The sequence below is a fragment of the Thioalkalivibrio sp. ALE14 genome (assembly GCF_000376845.1).
GTDB lineage: Bacteria > Pseudomonadota > Gammaproteobacteria > Ectothiorhodospirales > Ectothiorhodospiraceae > Thioalkalivibrio.
This window is the reverse complement of record NZ_AQXY01000002.1, coordinates 1-1723: the sequence shown is the minus strand read 5'-3', so window position 1 is coordinate 1723 and position 1723 is coordinate 1. Positions and strand designations below refer to the sequence as shown.

At 61.7% G+C, this 1723-nt stretch carries 2 protein-coding genes; both read right to left on the bottom strand.

The features are described from left to right. Complete coding sequence (locus tag F572_RS0100025) at nt 1–267, bottom strand: flagellar protein FlaG (RefSeq protein WP_255349329.1); 267 nt, start codon at nt 265–267, stop codon at nt 1–3. 232 nt (nt 268–499) lie between these two features. Beyond that, the gene (locus tag F572_RS0100020) at nt 500–1711 is read right to left on the bottom strand and encodes a flagellin (protein ID WP_017940335.1); all 1212 of its coding nucleotides are present in this window, start codon (nt 1709–1711) and stop codon (nt 500–502) included. Nucleotides 1712–1723: the final 12 nt, after the last annotated feature.

The following is a 1723-nucleotide window of genomic DNA, read 5'->3' as shown; positions in this document are numbered from 1 at the left end:
TCAGGCCTTGTCCACCAGACCCGTTCCGCCCAGCTCCTGCTCGCTCTGGAACTGCTCCACCAGCGCCAGCACCGCCTCCGGCGGGATCTGGCGAATCACTTCCTCGCGCTCTCCGTCCATCACCGTAATCACCATACGGCCCGTACTGTCATCCACGCTGAATTCCAGCGCACGCCGGGTCGATTGCAGATAGGAATTGATCGACTCGACCACTTGGTTGACTTCCGCCATATCCATGGCCTCGATCACCGGGCCGGTAGAGCTAATCGCCGCAGACTCCGAAACGTTGCCCGAACGAGCGACAGCCTCTGACCGCCCCTCGCCACGAACAAGACCCGCGCCAGGACCAGGGGCCTTCGCCCCTTCGCCCCCGCGCGGGTTCACTGCAATCAACGGTGAGGTGATATTGCCGATACCATCACTCATATCGCTGCCCTCTCAAGAAGGGATGGATGGCCCATCGCCATCCATCCTCAACCAGAAGCCCGAGTGATCGAGCTTACTGCAGCAGGGCCAGCACGTTCTGCGGAACGGCATTGGCCTGGGAGAGCACCGAGGTACCTGCCTGCTGCAGGATCTGCGCCCGCGTCAGCTCCGCCGTCTCCGCCGCAAAATCCGCATCCTGAATCCGCGAACGCGCCGCCGACAGGTTCTCCGACGAGATCTCCAGGTTGGCAATGGTGTTCTCGAACCGCACCTGCACCGCACCCAGCTCCGCACGCAGACTGCTGACCTGCGTCAGCGCTCCGTCCATCGTGGAAATCGTCTGGAAGGCATCCTCGCGGGTGCTGACTCCCACCTCCGTCAGGTTCACCTGCGTACTCGATCCACCGCCAAACAACTCCACCGCGGGAGTTAACGCGTTACCGTCTGAATCCTCGATGGCACCACCGGATACATTGAATTCGGCGTCGAACGCCCCGTTGATCACAATCCCGGTGTTGCCGTCATTATCGACCCGGAGGGCCGCGGTCAGTCGCGCATCGGAGACTTCCTGGTCATCGGAACCTGCACTCTGGATGGCGGTGTTGATCTCGCGAACCGCATCCTCAAGGGAAGTCACTCCCTCGAGATTGACCGTGATTTGCGCCGTCGCGGCACTGGCTACGTTGATGGTGATATCCCCCCCACTGGCCGCAAACTGAATGCCGTCGTTGATCTGCGTTTGAGTAAGCGATCCACTCGACATCTGCTCGGTCGCCCCCAGCTCGGACGAGAGGGCGTTTACGCCACTCACTGCGATCATCTGGCCCTGGTTCGCACCCACTTGGAAGAACAGATCATCCAGACTGCCGTCCAGCACGCGCTGGCCGTTGAATTCGGTCTCGTTGGCCACACGGCCCACTTCCGCAATCAGCTGCTGTACCTCGTCGTTTAGCGCCTGACGGTCCGACGGCGAGTTGGAATCGTTCGCCGCCTGCACCGCCAGCTCACGCGCCCGCTGCAGGGCGTCGCCGATCGTCCCCAGCGCACCCTCCGCCGTCTGCGAGAACGAGATGCCGTCGTTGGCATTGCGCACCGCCTGGTTCAGACCGCGAATCTGCGTGGTAAAGCGCTCGGAAATCGCCAGACCCGCGGCGTCATCCTTCGCACTGTTGATCCGCAAACCCGTCGACAGCCGCTCCAGCGACGTCTGCAGGGCACCCTGGGAGTTGTTCAGATTGCGCTGGGCATTCAGCGACAAAATGTTCGTGTTAATTACCTGGGACATGATCGTTCTCCT